Annotated in this window: 16 protein-coding genes; 12 read left to right on the top strand and 4 right to left on the bottom strand. The window is 43.2% G+C overall.

Features of this window, described 5'->3' with window-relative positions:
* Positions 1-9: 9 nt before the first annotated feature.
* Positions 10-1,251 (bottom strand): glutamine-hydrolyzing carbamoyl-phosphate synthase small subunit, encoded by a 1,242-nt coding sequence (gene carA, locus ACT3QQ_RS03515; protein WP_444526937.1) that lies wholly within the window; start codon positions 1,249-1,251, stop codon positions 10-12.
* Positions 1,252-1,860: 609 nt separating this feature from the next.
* On the opposite strand from carA, the gene ACT3QQ_RS03510 reads away from it, so the two are divergent.
* The 4 genes from ACT3QQ_RS03510 to ppnP all read left to right on the top strand — a co-directional run bounded on the left by ACT3QQ_RS03510 (position 1,861) and on the right by ppnP (position 4,806).
* The gene (locus ACT3QQ_RS03510) at positions 1,861-2,397 is read left to right on the top strand and encodes a gamma carbonic anhydrase family protein (RefSeq protein ID WP_444526936.1); all 537 of its coding nucleotides are present in this window, start codon (positions 1,861-1,863) and stop codon (positions 2,395-2,397) included.
* Between the two features lie 164 nt (positions 2,398-2,561).
* Positions 2,562-3,254 (top strand): HAD family hydrolase, encoded by a 693-nt coding sequence (locus tag ACT3QQ_RS03505; RefSeq protein WP_444526935.1) that lies wholly within the window; start codon positions 2,562-2,564, stop codon positions 3,252-3,254.
* Between the two features lie 127 nt (positions 3,255-3,381).
* Positions 3,382-4,477, top strand: a protein-coding gene (prfB, locus tag ACT3QQ_RS03500; protein WP_444523499.1) for a peptide chain release factor 2 whose coding sequence is annotated in 2 segments (ribosomal slippage) — positions 3,382-3,453 and positions 3,455-4,477 — 1,095 coding nt in all. Because the reading frame shifts where the segments join, the coding sequence is not laid out codon by codon here.
* 44 nt (positions 4,478-4,521) lie between these two features.
* Positions 4,522-4,806: a pyrimidine/purine nucleoside phosphorylase gene (gene ppnP / locus ACT3QQ_RS03495; RefSeq protein WP_444526934.1), complete on the top strand. Its 285-nt coding sequence runs from the start codon at positions 4,522-4,524 to the stop codon at positions 4,804-4,806.
* Between the two features lie 117 nt (positions 4,807-4,923).
* Here ppnP and ACT3QQ_RS03490 read toward each other — a convergent pair whose 3' ends face one another.
* A complete protein-coding gene (locus ACT3QQ_RS03490; RefSeq protein WP_444526933.1) occupies positions 4,924-5,376 on the bottom strand; it encodes a GNAT family N-acetyltransferase in 453 nt (150 codons plus the stop codon).
* A gap of 180 nt (positions 5,377-5,556) precedes the next feature.
* Here ACT3QQ_RS03490 and ACT3QQ_RS03485 point away from each other — a divergent pair, with 180 nt between their 5' ends.
* The 8 genes from ACT3QQ_RS03485 to ACT3QQ_RS03450 all read left to right on the top strand — a co-directional run bounded on the left by ACT3QQ_RS03485 (position 5,557) and on the right by ACT3QQ_RS03450 (position 18,286).
* Positions 5,557-6,687, top strand: coding sequence for a DNA topoisomerase IB (locus ACT3QQ_RS03485; RefSeq protein WP_444526932.1), 1,131 nt, complete (start codon positions 5,557-5,559; stop codon positions 6,685-6,687).
* Between the two features lie 306 nt (positions 6,688-6,993).
* Positions 6,994-8,697: an AMP-binding protein gene (locus ACT3QQ_RS03480; protein ID WP_444526931.1), complete on the top strand. Its 1,704-nt coding sequence runs from the start codon at positions 6,994-6,996 to the stop codon at positions 8,695-8,697.
* A gap of 72 nt (positions 8,698-8,769) precedes the next feature.
* The gene (locus ACT3QQ_RS03475; protein WP_444526930.1) at positions 8,770-9,564 is read left to right on the top strand and encodes an SDR family NAD(P)-dependent oxidoreductase; all 795 of its coding nucleotides are present in this window, start codon (positions 8,770-8,772) and stop codon (positions 9,562-9,564) included.
* A gap of 98 nt (positions 9,565-9,662) precedes the next feature.
* Positions 9,663-10,244 carry a L,D-transpeptidase family protein gene (locus ACT3QQ_RS03470; RefSeq protein ID WP_444526929.1) on the top strand — a complete coding sequence of 194 codons (582 nt, stop codon included), beginning with the start codon at positions 9,663-9,665 and terminating at the stop codon, positions 10,242-10,244.
* Positions 10,245-10,536: 292 nt separating this feature from the next.
* Positions 10,537-13,134, top strand: a complete 2,598-nt coding sequence (gene clpB / locus ACT3QQ_RS03465; RefSeq protein ID WP_444526928.1) for an ATP-dependent chaperone ClpB — start codon at positions 10,537-10,539, stop codon at positions 13,132-13,134.
* Between the two features lie 197 nt (positions 13,135-13,331).
* Entirely contained in the window at positions 13,332-14,579 is a 1,248-nt protein-coding gene (locus ACT3QQ_RS03460) for a PQQ-dependent sugar dehydrogenase (protein ID WP_444526927.1), read from the top strand.
* 167 nt (positions 14,580-14,746) lie between these two features.
* Complete coding sequence (locus ACT3QQ_RS03455) at positions 14,747-16,390, top strand: BCCT family transporter (protein ID WP_444523490.1); 1,644 nt, start codon at positions 14,747-14,749, stop codon at positions 16,388-16,390.
* Between the two features lie 243 nt (positions 16,391-16,633).
* Complete coding sequence (locus ACT3QQ_RS03450; RefSeq protein WP_444526926.1) at positions 16,634-18,286, top strand: BCCT family transporter; 1,653 nt, start codon at positions 16,634-16,636, stop codon at positions 18,284-18,286.
* A 143-nt stretch (positions 18,287-18,429) separates the two neighbouring features.
* Here ACT3QQ_RS03450 and ACT3QQ_RS03445 read toward each other — a convergent pair whose 3' ends face one another.
* Both ACT3QQ_RS03445 and ACT3QQ_RS03440 read right to left on the bottom strand, forming a co-directional pair.
* Positions 18,430-18,786: a hypothetical protein gene (locus ACT3QQ_RS03445; RefSeq protein ID WP_444526925.1), complete on the bottom strand. Its 357-nt coding sequence runs from the start codon at positions 18,784-18,786 to the stop codon at positions 18,430-18,432.
* A gap of 233 nt (positions 18,787-19,019) precedes the next feature.
* Complete coding sequence (locus ACT3QQ_RS03440) at positions 19,020-19,379, bottom strand: DUF3144 domain-containing protein (protein WP_444521822.1); 360 nt, start codon at positions 19,377-19,379, stop codon at positions 19,020-19,022.
* Between the last annotated feature and the right edge of the window lie 39 nt (positions 19,380-19,418).

Raw genomic sequence — 19,418 nt, 5'->3', positions numbered from 1 at the left:
ATCGACCGTTTACGCTTGGGCAGTTTTAGACTGTTCCATTATATCGGCAAATTTATCAAACAATGGCGCGCAGTCATGTGGACCAGGGCTGGCTTCTGGGTGACCTTGGAAGCTAAATACTGGCTTATTGGTCAGCTCGATACCTTGGTTAGTACCATCGAATAATGAGCGATGAGTCGATTTGACGTTGTCAGGTAGCGTGTTTTCATCAACCGCAAAACCATGGTTTTGACTGGTAATCATCACCGTGCCAGTCGCCAAATCCTGTACGGGATGGTTAGCACCATGATGGCCAGTTTTCATTTTGATAGTATTTGCACCGCTAGCCAGACCAATCAGCTGATGGCCTAAGCAGATACCAAAGGTTGGTACGTCAGTTTGTTCAATGATGTGACGTACCGCATCGATTGCGTAATCACAGGCTGCAGGATCGCCAGGGCCGTTTGATAAGAAGATGCCATCTGGGTTCAATGCTAGCACGTCTGCGATAGGAGTCTGCGCTGGCACGACAGTTACGTGACAACCGCGGTCGACGAGCATGCGTAGGATATTTGTTTTACTACCGAAGTCATAAGCGACGACGTTGTACTTAGAGTCAATGTGAGTGCCGAGTTGCTTAAAGAAGCCGCCAGTCCCGCTATCATGACTACCAGGGATGTCACGGTTGAGTAGGGTGTCTGACAAATCCCATGTACCTGCTGTCCATTCAAAGTTTTCGGTCGTGCAGCATTCTTTTGCTAAGTCCATGCCTTTTAGACCAGCAAATCCTTGTGCCAGCTCAATCGCTTTTTGCTCGTCGTCGCTACTGATAGTCTCACCATTCGAAGCGGTCATGATACAACCGTTTTGAGCGCCTTTATCACGTAATAGGCGAGTCAGCTGACGCGTATCAATTTCAGCGATAGCTACTGTATCGTTACGCTGTAAGTAGTCGCTGAGTGATTCAGAATTACGGAAGTTAGAGGTTGCCATGGTGGCGTCACGGATAATAAGACCGTCTGCCCATACTTTGTGACCGTTGCCAGATTCTGTGTCCTCGCTGTTGGTGCCTGTATTACCGATGTGAGGATAAGTCAAAGTCACCAGCTGGCGGGCATAACTAGGATCGGTTAGGATTTCTTGATACCCTGTCATAGCTGTGTTAAATACCACTTCACCAATACGATGACCTAAGCTGCCGATACTCACACCGCGAAAAATTGTACCGTCTGCTAGTGCCAAAATTGCTTGTATTTCTGCCGATGAATTCAAGGATTGCCTCCGCTGTTATTGGTGAGTGCCATCATGTTTTGTTGGTCTAAAATTGCTCCGTATCCCTTTATTTACGGCATTTGACTGTTGTCATATAAAAGTAAAAAAAAGGTCGATACACAAAAATTTTCCACAAAAAAGCGAGAAGACATTATTGATGGAAACTACAAAACCCACTAGATAGTGAATAGGTAACTTGCATCATGTCCGCTCGCTTAGGCACAGATTTTGCGTATTATATACAAAATAGACGTTTATAGCTAGCCGACTCACTGGATTAATAGTCATTTCGTGGCTAATAATGAGGACTTTATAAAGATAGTGACCTTATAGAAATAGCCTAAGCAAATATAAGCTACTTTCCCTTTTATAAAATTCAATATCAAGCGTATATCAATAGCGCTGGATTTTCGCAGTTGGCTTTGCCACAATGGACAGCACAGCGCTAGACCCAGTTTTTATAACTATAATGAATACATGGTCGATTCAAGGTAGCTTGGATACCAAAAAGCCAAATCAAAGCTGGTCATAATAGTAGTTAAACAATAGGCAAAGCACGTTTAACAATATATCTAATCTCTATAGGATTGATTAAAACAAGGAGTCGTTATGATTTATCAGTATTTAGACAAAACCCCTGAGTTTGCCGCACCGTTCAACGGTTGGGTGGCAGATTCAGCGCAAGTGATTGGCGATGTATATTTAGGCCATCAAGCCAATATTTGGTTCGGTGCAGTGATACGCGGTGACAACGATCGTATCCATATCGGCGACTATAGTAATGTGCAAGAAAACAGCGTGATTCACACTGATGCAGGTATCAAAGTGACTATTGGTAATTACGTGACTATCGGTCATCTGGCTATGTTACATGGCTGCGAAATCGGTGATAACAGCTTAATTGGTATAGGTGCTGTGGTGCTCAATAATGCCAAAATAGGTAAAAACTGCCTGATAGGGGCAAAAGCACTAATTACTGAAGGTCAGGTTATTCCAGATAACTCGCTAGTGATGGGCGCACCTGCAAAAGTAGTCAAGACACTGACAGATGAGCAAGCTGCCATGCTAAAAATGTCAGCGCTACATTATGCTGAGCGTTGCCAGAAATTCAAAACAGGCTTGACAGAAATAGCGATGCCTGACTAAAGGTAAATAATTGAAGCAATTCCAAATGGGTATATTACAAGGTGTGAGCAATATTTAATTGCTGTGCTGTTTAAGAGCTGCGCTCAGCCCAGCCCTAGTAGATAACTGTATCCAATTTTATTAAACAATTCATATTTTTTCGCAACCAACGATAAGGTCTCACCATGCAGGCAAATCAAGCACAAAAACAACTGGCATTATTTGATTTAGATCATACATTACTTGATGTCGATAGCGATTATCTCTGGGGTGAGTATATCGTAAAGCATGACCTTGTCGATGAGGCACAATACCGTACTGCCAATCAGAAATTTTATAATGACTATATCGAAGGTACGCTAGACGCGACAGAGTACAATGAATTCGTCGCGCAGTTTTTAAGCAGTCTGCCACTTGATAGACTTGATGAGCTAAGAGAAGACTATATCAAAAGCGAAATCGAGCCACATATTCGCCCAAAAGCGATGGAAGCACTGTGTCAACACATTGAGCAAGGTCATGACGTGGTGATTATTTCTGCGACCAATGATTTTGTGGTATCTGCCATTGCTAAGCGTTTTGGTATTGAAGCTGCCAATGTGTTAGCGACGCCACTCGAGATCAAAGACAATCGCTATACAGGCAAGCTCATCGATAAGCCAAATTTTCAGGCGGGCAAGATATATCATCTAGACAAATGGCTGAGTAAACAGCAAGCCTGTGGCACTACGTTTGAAAAAACATACGCGTATTCAGACTCTAAAAATGATATTCCGCTACTAGAATGGGCTGATGTAGCGATCTGTGTGTCACCCGATGAAGCGTTACATGCGCACGCCTTGGCACATCGCTGGGCCGTAGAAGATTGGTCAATCTAACAAGCTTTCCAATCTAGTAAGAGTAGCAACATTGACATTAGTGACAATTAGTCACTCATTTATGCTCAATCTCATTTAAAATAGCGCAGTATTCGTTATTTATTTTTATTAGAAAACAGGAATATTCATGGAAATTAATCCGTATCAAGAACAGATTAAAGACTTATCAGAGCGTGGGCAGGACTTGCGGAGGTATCTTTGACTTCGATGGTAAGCAAGAACGCTTAGAAGAAGTCAATTTAGAATTAGAAAACCCCGAGCTATGGAACGATCCAGAGCGCGCAACCAAGATTAATAAAGAAAAAAGTCATCTTGATGGTGTCATCGATGTGGTGGTTTCTCTTGAAACCACATTAGAAGATGCGTCTGCTATGCTAGAGTTGGCAGTTGAAGCAGAAGATGAGTCATTGCTAGCTGACGTGCAGAGCGAGTTAGATAGCGCAGAGCAACGCGTTGCTGATTTAGAATTCCGCCGAATGTTTAGCGGTGAGATGGATCCAAACAACTGCTACCTAGATATTCAGTCAGGTAGCGGTGGTACTGAAGCGCAAGATTGGGCTGAGATGCTGCTACGCATGTACACACGCTGGGCAGAAGCACACGGCTTTAAGGTCGACGTGATTGAAGTGTCATCAGGTAGTGTCGCTGGCATTAAGTCGGCAACCATTGAGATCAAAGGTGACTATGCGTTTGGTTGGTTACGCACTGAGATTGGTGTCCACCGTTTGGTACGTAAGTCACCATTTGATAGTAATAACGGACGTCATACGTCGTTTGCTGCGGTGTTTGTCTCGCCTGAGATTGATGATAATGTAGAGATTGATATCAATCCAGCTGATTTGCGTATCGATACTTATCGTTCATCGGGCGCGGGTGGTCAGCATGTAAATACGACAGATTCTGCGGTACGTATTACCCATGAGCCATCGGGCGTGGTAGTGACATGTCAGAATGAGCGTAGTCAACATGGTAACAAAGCCACGGCGATGAAAATGCTGCGTGCTAAGCTCTATGAGCTTGAGATGCAAAAACGTATGGAATCGCAGCAAGCGGTCGAAGACGGAAAGTCTGATGTCGGCTGGGGCAGTCAAATCCGCTCGTACGTGCTTGATGACTCACGTATCAAGGACTTACGCACGGGCGTTGAAACCTTCAACACGGGTGCCGTGCTAGATGGTGACCTCGATCAGTTTATTGAAGCGAGTCTAAAAGCAGGGTTGTAAGCAGCCGTTTTAAAATAGTAACCAATATTTAATTAAGGAAAATTATGCCAAGCGTTAATAATTATTTTGATGACAAAGTAACTTCTATTGCCTTTCAAACAGCGACTAAGCCTGCGACCGTCGGCGTCATGGAAATTGGTGAGTATGAGTTTGGTACCAGTGAATTTGAAACCATGAGTGTGGTGAGCGGTGCATTGACTGTCAGTCTACCAGAGAGTGATGAGTGGCAAACGTTTAACGCTGGCGAGCAGTTCACCGTTGAAGCCAATCAAAAGTTTCAAGTAAAAGTAGAGGTCGAAACTGCTTATCTATGTGTATATGGTAAATAACGATTGTTAAGATATATCAGTATTAGAACAATTAACGCTAAGCATAAAATGCTTAGCGTTTTTTTTGTGTATTGTATTCTCGAGCTGACCTCAAAAGATAAAACAAACAAGTACGATTTATAGTTTCTTACGGTATTGCACCATATCGGTCAAGCTGGCAATGTCGTCGTATAGCTTACGTGCAGATGTATTATCTTCTTGCGTTACCCAATAGACGCGGTTGCAGTCTTTCTCATTGGCAAAAGCATAAACCTGTTCGATTAATGCACGTCCAACGCCTTGACCGCGCACATTTTCACTCACGTATAGATCTTCTAAATAGCAACAGTCAGTAGTGTTCCAGGTATTGGGGTGCAGCACCACATGTGTAAATCCTACGAACATATCATCCTTCCACGCGCCAAATCCATAAATTGCCACGTTATCATCTAAAATATTACGCCATGTTGTCTCTACGACGCTAAGGGGTAAGGCAGTCTCATAAAAGCTTAAATAGTCTTGCCATAATACCAACCAAAGGTCATAGTCGGTTTTAGAGAGTGGTGCTGTTTTGATAGAAGTGTTATTCATTATTTTTTATTCAACTTAAGTTTTGATAATTACTGAATTATGCCCTAAAACTCCATAATTAAGTACCCTGACATCCGCTTTATTTTACACAGCCTTACACATTTTCTGCGCCAAGCAAACAGCAAAAACTACCGTCATTAATTATGCTAAAACCATAAGTTCTTAAAGGTATATAGGTTTATGACAAAGGCAACAATAAAGGCAAACCAGCAGACAACTACCAAAGACGTGCGTCATGATTATGAACATCTCGCGCGCCGAGCCAATTTGCGTTATGTAAGTGATGATGAGCCAGGTTACGAGCGCAGACGTTGGGGTCGTGGCTTTACTTATCGTGATGCAACGGGCAACACGGTAAAAGACAAAGCATTACGTCAGCGCTTTGATGCATTGGTGATACCACCCATGTGGTCAGAAGTATGGATATGCCAAGATGAAAGAGGTCATTTGCAATCGACAGGACGAGACGAAAAGTCACGTAAGCAGTATCTGTATCATCCGTCATGGAACAATATCCGCGACCAAGCAAAGTTTGATGCGATGATTGGATTTGCAGAGGCGCTGCCCAATCTGCGTGTGCAAGTCGAGGCAGATTTAGAAGCAGAGTCATTGTCACGCACCAATGTGCTTGCTGCCGTCGTTAAGTTGTTAGAGACCACATTAATCCGTGTGGGTAATAGCCGTTATGCCAAGCTCAATAAAAGCTATGGTCTGAGTACGCTACGCAGCAAGCATGTCAGTGAAACCGACAATGGACTGGCATTTGATTTCGTTGGAAAGAGTGCAAAAGACCATCATATCGAGCTGCAAGACGAGCGATTGATTGACATCGTACAAGCCTGCTCCGAGCTGCCAGGTTATCAGATATTCAAATATTTAGATGACAACGGGCACAAACAAGTCGTTGACAGTAGCGACATCAACGACTACTTGCGAATGCATACGTGCGGCATGGATTGTGAGAGCAAGCTATACAGTGCAAAGGATTTTCGCACGTGGATGGCAAGTGTGCTTGCGGCAAGCTACCTATATGACGAGCTACAAACGTCTGCAGGCGCCAGCATATTAACAAGTACATCAGAAAGTGCTGAGCGACAGCAATTAGTCACTGATATGGTAAAAAGTGTGGCAGCAGAGCTGGGTAATACACCAACCGTATGCCGTGCCTCTTATATTCATCCTATTATCATTGAGCGTTTTTTAGCAGGGCAGTTTTTTGAGACTTACAAACAAGCACGCCGTGGACGAACCAAACAATACCAAAGCTGTGAAGAGAAAGCGTTATTAGGATTCTTAAGGGCTGATGTTTAGATGTGAGGTTACATATATAGCAATAGTAGAGTACTGACTCTTTAACAACAAATTGAAAACTTGCTATCAGGCATTGGTCGTTGTAGATGTTTGTATTGGTTTATAGTGAATTAATGATAAATAGTTATAGGGTATCTCTATTCTTGTAAAATAAAAATGATACGTTATGTATTGAAATAATTATAAAAATGCGTTACTAATAGAGCATGATAAATACGAACCTATGAAATGGTCTATAGGATGTGACCGTTTTTCAATCATAAATACCATTTTACCAGTTACCTGCTATTGCTAAAGGATTAGCTTATGAACACTACCACTCAAACCCCGACGAATATTGATACAGAGACTACTGTCACACCAAAAAACTATATCGATTACTATAATCATTTTGAAATGAATACACTGCTGTCAGAAATATTTGGCGAGCATGTGGATGATCGCTTAAATGCTTATATGGCTTGCTGTGGTCGTCATGTACGTGATGGCCGCGCTGACAATTCTGCGTTAGTACATGAAGATACCGCAGGTAATATAACGCGCATGAGCTTTGGTGAGCTTGATAAAGCAAGCGCGCAGGTCGCTAACTTATTACAGTCGTATGGCGTAAAAGCAGGAGACAAAGTAGCAACTATGTTACCGCGTACACCTGAGCTGCTCACCGTCGTATTAGCAACATGGCGTATCGGAGCTGTATATCAGCCACTATTTACTGCTTTTGGCTATGACTCAATCAAATACCGTATGGACAAAGCCGATACCAAAGTTGTTTTCACCAATCTAGAAAACCGCAGTAAGTTTGAAGACTTAGCCGCACAAACCAAGATGGTATTGGTTGGCAGTACTGATGACGCTCAGACATGGGGCGATGACCATTATACTCAGTCCATGGCAGCACAGCCGCAAACGATAGAGCCTGTCAAGCTCGATACGGATGCGTCGTTTTTGCAAATGTTTACCTCAGGTACGGTTGGTAAATCAAAAGGCGTTAGCGTTCCATTAGCCGCGTTACCTGCTTTCTATTTATATATGCGTTATGCCATCGATCTACGCGAAGATGATCAGTATTGGAACATGGCGGATCCAGGCTGGGCATATGGTTTGTACTATGCCATTACAGGGCCGCTACTATTAGGCGTCACCACTTATTTTAATGAAGCAGGATTTGATGCGACCAATACCCGTGATTTCATGGTACGTCACAAGATTACCAATTTGGCATCTTCACCAACGGCATTTCGAATGATGAAATCTAGCGGCGTTTTTGAGGACGCTCATAACGACGCAAATGCTAAACTGTCTCTTCGCTGTGCTAACTCGGCAGGGGAGACGCTGAATACCGAGGTGGTCAACTGGGTCGAGACGTACTTAGCTTGTCAGGTAAAAGATCAATATGGGCAAACAGAGACTGGCATGACTTGCTGTGCCCATCATGCATTGGCGCATGATTGTCCTGTTGGCTCGATGGGTATGGCGCTACCAGGCCATACCCTAGTTGTGCTAGATGATGATATGAATGTACTACCAGATGGTGAGCAAGGACAGCTAGCAGTGGTCGTCAGTCAGTCACCTGCGTTTTACTTCCGTGGTTATAGCTGGAATGAAAAACAAGCCTTTGTAGATGACTACTATCTGACAGGCGACGTGGTTGAACGTCATAGTGACGGTAGTTACTGGTTTTCAGGGCGTGATGATGACATCATCATTACTGCAGGTTACCGCGTAGGTCCCACTGATGTCGAAAACACTGTATTAGAGCATGAGGCCGTTGCAGAGTCTGCGGCAGTAGGCGTGCCAGATGAAGTGCGCGGTCACACTATCAAGTCTTATGTGGTGCTAAAAGACGGTATCGAAGGTAGTGAGCAGATTGCTAAAGATATCCAAGAGCTGGTACGCAAACGTCTATCAACTCATGCTTATCCGCGTGAGGTCGAGTTTGTGACAGAATTACCAAAAACGCCAAGTGGCAAGATTCAACGCTTTTTGCTGCGTAGTCTGTCTGCTGCGTAAATGAATTGGTAAAGCGTTTATAAACTCAATAGAAAAGTATCTAATGAAAAGTAAAAACTGAAAGGGATAATCATGCAAGTTAAACAAAATAGCTTTTTGGTCACAGGCGGTGCATCAGGTTTGGGTGAGTCGGTGGCTCGTGCGATTGTAGATCAAGGTGGTAATGTCGTTATTGCTGATCTAAATGAAAACGCTGGGCAAGCATTAGTCGCTGAACTTGGTGACAGTACACGCTTTGTACGCTGTGATATTACTAATGGCGATGAAGTACAATCAGCGGTTGAGATGGCTGAAGAAGCTTTTGGTGGCCTACAAGGTTCAGTCAACTGTGCAGGTATCGCAGTAGTACAGAAGCTGCTAGACCGTGACAATAATCCAGCAGATCTTGAGTCATTCAGTCGCGGGGTTAATATTAATCTGGTCGGCTCATTTAACGTCGCACGTTTGGTCGCAGCGAGCATTGCCAAGCGTATAGCCAATGACGGCACTGTAGAAAAAGGTAATGAAGAAGATAACATGGATCAAGGTATTATTATCAATACGGCATCTATTGCAGCCTTTGATGGTCAAGTAGGTCAAGCCAGCTATTCATCGTCTAAGGCAGGCGTGGTCGGTCTAACATTGCCGCTGGCTCGTGAGTTAGCTCGTCACGGTATTCGTGTCATGACGATAGCCCCAGGGGTTTTTGCCACACCAATGATGGATACCATTCCTGAAAAGGCACGCGAACAGCTAGAGGCAGGTGTGCCATACCCTAAACGTTTAGGCGCTCCCAATGAGTTTGCTAAATTGGTGACTCACATCATTGATAACGCTTATCTAAATGGTGAAGTCATTCGCTTAGACGGTGCGATTCGTATGGTGTAGTCCACGTAATTTTCATCATTCTTGCACAAAAATTGGCATGATTCTTTGATACAGTATTATTAATCGTTTTTGAGCGTTAATAATAAGGATCAAGTTTCGTGTCATTCTTTTGCAAAAAACCTCATCAGCTAGATAAGCCGCGTACCTACAGTTTGCTTACATTCATCAGTCTTAGCCTTGCTGCATTTGTGAGCACCAGTGCTATCGCTTATGTCAAAACCACATCAGCAAACAAAACTCCAATTCCTCCTTCTATAGTGATTGATCGAGTCTTCGTCGATAAATCAGACCGTGTATTGCAGCTCATGAGCCATGGCAAAGTTATACGGTCATATCGTATTGCGCTTGGAGATAGCCCGGCTGGTCATAAGCAGCAAGAGGGCGATCAGCGTACACCAGTTGGTGTTTATACATTAGATTATAAAAACGAGAACTCTATTGCGCATCGTTCTATCCATATTAGTTATCCGAATACTGAAGATAAGGCGCGAGCGAAGTCATTGGGTGTCAGCCCAGGTGGCGATATCATGATTCATGGACAAATGAATGGCTTTGGACATTTGGGTTGGCTGAACCAGCAGCGTGATTGGACAGATGGTTGTATTGCAGTTACCAATGATGAGATGGATACTATTATGGAAGCCGTGACGATTGGCACTCCTATTGAAATTGTAGAGTAGCATAGTCGGATTAGGTCGATGCTAAATAGGTACGTAACTTACTATCATATTTAACAAATATCTATACTGTATCCTCTCTAATAAAACAACATCGCTTGTATTGCAAATGAAGTTAGTTGAGATTAATAACTCCTTTAAATAATGTTGATAATAAATATCATTGTCTTAAGTAAGGTTTTATTGATAATCGTCTTGAAATAAACGCATATATACCTTATATAAGTGACAGATAACAGTGGCCGCTAGCGTTTAGAGCGACGACTGAAAATACCAATTATAAAAGGATATAGACATGAGATTTGAGAAATTTACTCAAAAACTGCAGTCAGCCATTCAAGAAGCACAAAGCCTAGCATTAGGACGCGATCATACAGGCATCGATCCTGTGCATTTGCTTGCCGTGTTGCTACAAGATGAGTCTAATTTGTCTATCTGCCAACAAGCAGATGCTTCAATTCCAGCGTTAAAAAATGGCGTTGCAAAGGCATTAGATAATCAAGCAACGATTTCGGAGCCGACAGGCGAAGTCAACCTAAACCCGAACTCGGTAAAAATCTTAAACTTGGCCGATCGTCAGGCGCAAAAAGAAGGCGATGATTTTATCGCGACGGAATGGGTGATGTTGGCACTCGCTGAGCAGGGCGAAACCAAAAAGATATTTGAAAGTGCAGGCGTAACAGCTAACAAACTAAAAACGGTGATTGAGCAATTGCGCGGCGATGATACCGTCAACAACCAAAACGCAGAAGATCAGCGTGATGCACTCAATAAATACACAATTAATCTGACTGAGCAAGCAGAGCTTGGCAAGCTCGATCCCGTCATTGGTCGTGACGAAGAGATTCGCCGTACCATTCAGGTACTATCACGCCGTACCAAAAACAATCCTGTACTTATCGGTGAGCCGGGTGTGGGTAAGACAGCTATCGTTGAAGGTTTAGCACAGAAAATCATCAATGGTGATGTGCCAGAAGGTCTACGCCGCAAAGAAGTGCTGTCGTTAGATTTAGGTGCATTAATCGCAGGGGCAAAATTCCGTGGTGAGTTTGAAGAACGCCTCAAAGGCGTGTTGAGCGATTTGGCTAAGCAAGAAGGCAATGTTATCTTATTCATCGATGAGCTGCATACGATGGTTGGCGCAGGTAAATCAGACGGTGCAATGGATGCGGGTAATATGCTAAAACCTGCGCTAGCACGTGGCGAGCTGCATTGTGTCGGGGCAACGACGCTTGATGAATATCGTAAGTACATCGAAAAAGATGCTGCGCTTGAGCGTCGTTTCCAAAAAGTCTTAGTCGATGAGCCAACAGTTGAAGATACCATTGCGATATTACGCGGCTTAAAAGAGCGTTACGAGCTGCATCATGGCGTCGATATTCAAGACAGTGCCATCATCGCTGCAGCGCGCATGAGCCATCGCTATATCACGGATCGTAAACTACCCGACAAGGCGATTGATCTGATTGACGAAGCGGCCAGTCGTCTGCGGATGGAAATGGACAGCAAACCTGAGTCATTAGGTAAGCTTGATAGCCGCTTGATTCAGCTAAAAATGCAGCGCGAAGTACTCAAAAATGAAGAGGATGCTGGCGCGCAGGCCGAGCGTAAAGTACTGGATGCGCAAATAGCAGAGTTAGAAAAAGAATATGCTGACCTCAATGAAGTGTGGCAGGCAGAGAAAGCATTGGTCAAAGGCAGTCAACAGCTAAAAGACGAGCTGGATAAAGCCCGTATTGCCTATGACAAAGCCAGCCGCGAAGGCGACTACGAGACCATGAGTAAGCTGCAATACGAAACCATTCCGCAGTTAGAACGACGTATTCATGAGTCTGATTTGGCTGAGCAAAAAGAGCAGACAGTGGAAGGTAGCGGTGTGAAATTGCTACGTAATAAGGTCACAGATAATGAGATCGCAGAGGTGGTTGCAGCCGCGACTGGTATTCCAGTCAGCAAAATGATGCAAGGCGAGCGCGACAAGATGGTCGCAATGGAAGAAAAGCTCCATGAGCGTGTGATTGGTCAAGACGAAGCGGTACAGTCGGTGGCCAATGCGGTACGTCGTAGCCGCGCAGGTCTGTCTGATCCCAATCGTCCTTCTGGTTCATTCTTATTTTTGGGGCCTACTGGCGTTGGTAAAACGGAGCTGACTAAGTCACTAGCAAACTTCTTGTTTGACTCTGAAGATGCGATTGTACGTATCGACATGAGTGAGTATATGGAGAAGCACAGTGTCAGCCGTTTGGTCGGTGCACCTCCAGGATACGTGGGCTACGAAGAAGGTGGTACATTGACTGAAGCGGTACGCCGCAAGCCATATAGTGTCATATTATTCGACGAAGTGGAAAAGGCGCATCCTGATGTGTTCAATATCTTACTGCAAGTATTGGACGATGGTCGTTTAACGGATTCGCAAGGTCGAGTAGTAGATTTCAAAAACACTGTGATTATTATGACCAGTAACTTGGGTTCGCATAAGATTCAAGAGATGGTTGGTGAAAGCTATGATGATATTAAGGCAGAAGTAATGGACTCTGTTGGGCAGCATTTCCGTCCTGAGTTTGTCAATCGTATTGATGAAATCGTCGTCTTCCATCCACTTGGTATGTCGCAGATGGCGGGTATTGCGGATATACAATTGGATCGCTTACGCCAGCGTATCCAAGAGCGTGAGATGGATATTGAGCTGTCAGCAGATGCGATGAGCAAATTGGTTGCCGTAGGTTATGACCCTGTCTATGGCGCGCGTCCACTCAAACGTGCCATTCAACAAGAGATCGAAAACCCATTGTCATTGAAGATATTGGCAGGTGATTTTGTCGCTGGTGATATCATCAAAGTCGATGTAGGCGCAGATGACAAGCTAACTTTTGATAAGCTGAGAATGAGCTAATCAATCAAGTTTTTTACTCTTTATGATCTAACGTTACTATTAATTTCAACCCTTTATCTACAGATGTAGGTAAGGGGTTTTTTATTAAAGTAGCGTACTTTGTGTTACGGTTTTTTTACCGTTTGAAAGCTATGAGTATGCTATAACTAAATGAATAGCTAGTAGTATCACTATAAACTGAATGGAGAAATAGAACGATGATAATCAGTATCGAACGTATAAGCGCACCCTTAACTTCACCGATAATCATTGCAGCGTTGCTGTTTAGCACATCCGCTTGCTCCAATCCTTCAGCAGTGAATTCTAGCAATAACAAAAGTACTGCCACAGGCTATCAAGAGGGTTCAGTCACAGACGCCCAGACAGACACTAGCAAGCCTGACTTTACGACTAAAGCAGTTGCAACCTTTGATGAGCCTTGGGCTATGACAGCGTTACCCAGTACTGATAGCGAAGAATCGAAACTACTGATAACACAGAAAACAGGTGAGCTATTCATCGTAGATACAGCGACAGGTAACAAGACAGAAGTCAAAGGTGTTCCTGAAGTGGCTTATGGCGGTCAAGGCGGCTTGGGAGACATTATTGTGTCACCAGATTTTGCGACTTCTAATACTGTCTATCTTAGCTATGCGGAAGCAGGAACGGGAGATGATAGCAACAAATTTGGTGCTAAAGTTGTCAAAGCGACACTCTCAGGGTTGGAGTCAGCCACACCCACGTTGCAGAACATAACGCCTATCTGGCAACAGTCTCCGAAAGTTACAGGGCAGGGACATTATAGTCATCGTTTACTATTTTCACCCGATGGACGCTATCTATATATCAGCTCAGGTGAGCGTCAAGAAAAAACGCCAGCACAAGATATGAGCGGTAATCTAGGTAAAGTCATACGTCTAAATGCTGATGGATCTATCCCAACAGACAATCCATTTACTGACAATGAGATAGCCAAACAGTTTTGGACCGTCGGACATCGCAATGTGCTTGGTATGGCGTTTGACGATAGTGGACAGCTTTGGGTGAATGAGATGGGTCCAAAAGGCGGTGATGAGTTCAATATGATTGAAAAGGGCAATAACTACGGCTGGCCAGTCGTATCCAATGGACGCAATTATTCAGGTTTAGATATCCCTGACCATGACACAAAGCCGGAGTTTGCGGCACCTAAAATCACTTGGACGCCTGTCATATCACCATCTGCTATGAGCATCTATGCGGCTGGTGATCACAATGACTTTTCTAGCTGGCAAGGCAATGCGCTTATCAGTGGCCTATCATCTAAAGCACTTGTCGTAGTAGACATAAGCGAAGACAATACCGCCGCTGAACGTTATCGCTATGACATGGGTGAGCGCGTACGCAGTGTGTTAGCAGTAGACGGACAAGTGTGGACACTTGAAGACGGTAATGATGCACAATTACTCAGATTATTACCCAAATAACATCGAATTGATGACATATTTATGTAGATGTGTCTTTAATTATTATAATAAAACTGTTTAATTCTTCTAGAGTAAATTGATAGTTTTATCAAGTTTTATTTTGTAATAGATTGATAGTTAAGGCCTATTTTGTTAAGGTAATGTTCCTTGAATTTTGAGAATTGCACATGGAAGAAGTAAAAGTAGGCAGATTAGGACCTTTTCCACGGGTGAGTAAACCTGTGTTTATTACATCGTCACTGCTGATTATTGGCTTTATTATTTTTGGTGCACTTTTCACCGAAACAGCAGGGGCACTTTTTAGCTTTTTACAAGGTTTTATTACCGATAAGTTCGGTTGGCTATTTATTATCTTAGTCAATGTCGCGCTCGCACTTTGTATCTATTTGGCCATGAGTCGTTATGGCGATATTCGTTTAGGTGCTCAAACTGAGACGCCGCAGTATAGTTTATTCTCGTGGATTGGCATGCTATTTTCTGCCGGTATAGGGATTGGACTGGTTTATTGGGGTACAGCGGAGCCATTATATCACTTCATGGCTCCACCACTTGGCGAAGCAGAGAGTGTTGAAGCTGCAAAACAGGCAATGAACATCTCGTTTATGCACTGGGGGCTTCATGCTTGGGCAATTTATACAGTTGTAGCATTGTCTCTTGCGTATTTTCATTTCCGTCGAGGCTTACCGTTATCTATACGCTCAACCTTATACCCTTTACTTGGTAAGAAAATCTACGGTAAATGGGGACATACAGTCGACATTTTAGCCGTGTTTGGCACTATGTTCGGGGTGGTAACTTCACTTGGTCTTGGGGTCATGCAGATTAATGCTGGGCTTGAGAAGCTGTTTGGCACACCTAACAGCTTAATGGTACAGTTTGGTTTGATTGCTTTCATCACAGCGCTAGCGGCAGCTTCAGTCTTAATGGGTTTGGATAAAGGTATTAAGCGCCTTAGTGATATCAATATTGGTTTCACTATTGTCTTGTTAGCATTTATGGTTATCTTAGGACCAACGCTCTTTATCTTTGATAGCTTTATCGAAAACATCGGCAACTATCTGACTGTGATTGTACCTCTAGGTACATGGGGTGAGGCTTATAGCGAAACAGATTGGCAGAGTGGTTGGACGATATTTTACTGGGCATGGTGGGTTAGCTGGGCACCATTTGTTGGTATCTTTATCGCTCGTATCTCTCGTGGTCGTACGATTCGTGAGTTTACGCTTGGTGTACTACTGATTCCAATGCTAATTTTGTTCTTCTGGTTTACAACCTTTGGCGGCGTTGCTATTCACATGGAGCTTGCTTCTGCTGTGTCAGGTGTTAGCCCAGGATTGGTTGAAGCAGTACAAGCGGATACTGGTAGTGCTATCTTTAAACTGGTCGAGTACTATCCATTGGCAAAACCAATCACGCTAATGATTGTCGTCATGATTATGCTATGGTTCGTGACTTCGTCAGATTCTGCTAGCTTTGTCATTGATATGTTGACTGCTGGTGGCGATACCAACCCACCAAAAATCCAGCGTTTGTTTTGGGCAACAACAGAAGGTGTTATCTCTGCTATCTTGCTAGCGGCCGGTGGACTGTCTGCCCTACAGGCGGCGGCTATCGTAGCGGGACTACCGTTTGCCTTAGTAGTCTTTGTTATGATGTATGCGTTATTACGTGGTTTAAGCCGTGATCGTTTGATTTTATACCGTGCGCAACAACGCTTTATCACAGATGAATCGGCAGACCATAATTCAGCGAACGAATTTGTCGATGAGCATCTGTTAAAAGGACCACCTAAGATTGTTAAAGGTGACTAAAAAGCAGTTAAGAGTAAGACATCTGGTTTAGCTTTTAATAGAAGAAGCCCCAATTTATTTTTAAATTGGGGCTTCTTTATTTGGAGCATATATTTAAATTTATTCAAGACAAATACAGATTGTTGAAAATTATTACCAAAATGTTACTACCATTTCTATACATTCGGCAGTATTTACAAGGTGTTATATTTGATAATTGGCTCATACCTTGGTATGGTTACGCACTTTTTTTAGGGAATACCTATGGATCATGTAAAAGTTGGCCGAGTAGGCCCTTTTCCGCGGGTAAGTAAACCTGTATTTTTGACGTCAGCAATATTGATACTTGCTTTTATTATCTTTGGCGCATTATTCAACGAGCAAGCAGAGATAGTATTCAATCAAGCAAAAGCATTTGTTTCTTTGCGCTTTGGCTGGTTCTTTATCGTCGTGGTCAACTTAACATTGGCTATGAGTATTTATATGATATTTAGCCGGTATGGCGATATCAGGCTTGGTCATCAAAACGAAAGACCTGCGTACAATCTTATTTCTTGGGTTGGTATGTTGTTTTCGGCTGGTATTGGTATTGGTCTGCTCTATTGGGGTACCGCTGAGCCACTGTATCACTTTATGGCACCGCCATTAGGAGAACCAGAAACCGTTGCTGCTGCAAAACAAGCGATGAACATCTCATTCCTTCATTACTGTTTTCATGTTTGGGGGCTTTATGGCATGGTCGCGTTATCACTGGCATACTTCCATTACCGGGTAGGCTTACCACTGGCGATACGCTCAACCTTGTATCCAATGTTGGGTAAAAAGATCTATGGCGGGTGGGGTCATACGGTAGATATATTAGCGGTATTCGGTACGATGTTTGGGGTAGTGACCACGTTAGGTCTTGGCGTCCTACAGATTAACTCAGGTCTTGAGACCTTATTTGGTATCCCTAATAGTATTACGGTGCAAATTATCTTGATAGGTATTATCACGATGTTAGCAGGGTTGTCCCTGTTTGTGGGACTTGATAAAGGTATCAAGCGCCTAAGTGATATTAATATATTATTCACTATAATATTACTAAGTTTTGTGATTATCTTTGGGCAAACCCAATTTATCTTTAATAGTGTGATAGAGAATATTGGCAATTATTTACATCAAATTGTGCCATTAGGTCTTTGGACAGAGTCTTATAAGGGTGAAGAAAACTGGCAGTCCTCTTGGACGATATTTTATTGGGCATGGTGGATCAGCTGGTCACCATTCGTTGGGGTATTTATTGCCCGTATCTCTCGAGGACGCACCATTCGTGAGTTCATATTAGGAGTGTTGTTCATTCCTGTCACAATTTTATTTTTATGGTTTACTGCTTTTGGTGGTTCTGCGGTAAATATGGAACTGATGGCAGCAGCGGATCCCAATATTGCTAGTCCAGGTCTGATCGAAGCGGTCAAAGCTGATACAGGTAGCGCTATATTTAAATTGATGGAATCTTATCCATTAACGGGTGCGGTCAACTTGCTCATCGTGGTGATGATTGTCCTATGGTTTGTTACCTCGTCAGATTCAGCCAGTTTTGTCATCGATATGCTGACATCAGGTGGTGATACCAATCCGCCAAAGATCCAGCGCTTATTTTGGGCAGGTTCTGAAGGTGTTATCGCTGCTGTATTATTGGCAGCAGGTGGATTGAGCGCATTGCAAGCGGCATCGATTGTCTCAGGATTTCCTTTTGCTATTGTGATTGTCGTGATGATGTACTCTCTATTGCGTGGTCTTAGTCGAGACCGCTTGATACTGTATCGCAATCAGCAATGGTTTACCACAGAAGAGTCGGCAGAGCATAACTCGGCCAATGAGTTCCGTGACGAAGAGTTGCTAAAAGGCCCACCAGCACTTGAGAAAGAGGCTTAAGCTTTAAAGTTTATTTTCTAGCTACAAAAATACCCAGCTTGTCATAGGCTGGGTATTTTTATGGATGTTCAATATTTTTAATAAAAAACATTTTAATACAGCAGCTTTCAATACCGTAGCCTTCGATATAACCGCTTTATAGATTAATTGCATTCGCCTTTTACATAACCAATAGCCTCAGGAATATTGCAGGCTGAGCAGGCATTACTAGCCGTTCGGTAGCTTATCACTGATCCAACTTCCGTTTTCACGCAGACGGGTTCATATTGTGCCGTACAGATATTATTGTCAGGGTTAGCAGGCGGACATTGAGTAAGCGTATCTTCAACTGGCTGATTGATATCAGGGTTAGATGGATTAGGTGTTTGATCAGACGTGCTGATATCAGATATAGAGCTACAGCCAGTCAATACTAAAGCTAAAGTCAGTATAAGTAATGATGGTTTGAACAAAGACGGATTAGGTACGGAAAATCGGCGATTGGATAGAGTTTGTTTCATAAAAAATATCCTTATTAGTAGTATTCGATAGCGTCCTGTTATCGCTGATGGATTTGCTTAATGATGTGAAACGTTTAGTTAGTTATAGTAGCTCATTTATCAGTGGCTATCTACTTACGCCTCATACAAAAAAACCCCAAGCTCAATTAAGCTTGGGGTTTTTTTGCTGCCTTCAAATACCGATTTTACGACAGTATGTCTAAATCAAAGGTATCTAGACTGACAAAAATTGCTTATTCAGCTGGTTTGTCGTCTTGATTTAGCTGCACGTACTTATCAAAGTTTTGAGCATAATCCGTTAAATTATCGCTCAGCATTTGACGATATTGCTTCACATAAAACTCAACGATATCGTCTTTTTCTTTGGCGAAATCATCACCTTTGACAAAACCGATAGAGGCAACTGACGCGCTGTAGCGTGCTGCAGCATATAATAAAGAAGCACCAACTTGGCCTGAATGTGCTTCAGGGCCTAGCTGGCTATTTGCGATACCGATGATAGCGTCAGCACGTTGATAGAATGCCTGCATTTCAGGGGTGATTTCGATGTTAGTGTCAACGTTTTGATCTTGAGTGTTGCTGTCTTGAGACATAAGCTACTCCTAATAATAAGTGTCGGTAGTTTTTAGTAT

This window comes from Psychrobacter sp. AOP7-A1-24, from assembly GCF_052376235.1.
GTDB lineage: Bacteria > Pseudomonadota > Gammaproteobacteria > Pseudomonadales > Moraxellaceae > Psychrobacter.
The sequence above is the reverse complement of the archived record's forward strand: the minus strand, read 5'-3'. Positions and strand labels throughout refer to the sequence as shown.